Source organism: Streptococcus oralis subsp. dentisani (assembly GCF_002096335.1).
GTDB classification, from domain to species: domain Bacteria; phylum Bacillota; class Bacilli; order Lactobacillales; family Streptococcaceae; genus Streptococcus; species Streptococcus oralis_Z.
In genome coordinates this window covers 1-339 of sequence record NZ_NCUW01000016.1, presented here as the reverse complement: position 1 = coordinate 339, position 339 = coordinate 1, and the positions used below count along the sequence as shown (strand labels likewise).

The following is a 339-nucleotide window of genomic DNA, read 5'->3' as shown; positions in this document are numbered from 1 at the left end:
CTTACTGAGGCACTTGTTGAGGCAGATACGCTCGCTGACGTACTTGCTGATACTGAAGCACTCGTTGAAGCAGATACGCTCGCTGATGTACTTGCACTTACTGAGGCACTCGTTGAAGCAGATACGCTTGCTGATGTGCTAGCTGATACTGAGGCACTGGTTGAGGCAGATACGCTCGCTGATGTGCTGGCGCTTACTGAAGCACTCGTTGAGGCAGACGCACTCGCTGACGTACTTGCGCTTGCTGAAGCACTTGTTGAAGCCGATGCGCTCGCTGACGTACTTGCTGAAACTGAAGCGCTTGTTGAGGCAGATACGCTCGCTGACGTACTTGCTGAA

General features: G+C 52.8%; 1 protein-coding gene. It reads left to right on the top strand.

Going from position 1 to position 339, the window contains the following annotated elements; all coding sequences use genetic code 11:
- Window positions 1-339: hypothetical protein (locus tag B7709_RS10170; protein WP_275655627.1), on the top strand; the 339-nt coding region annotated here is incomplete at both ends.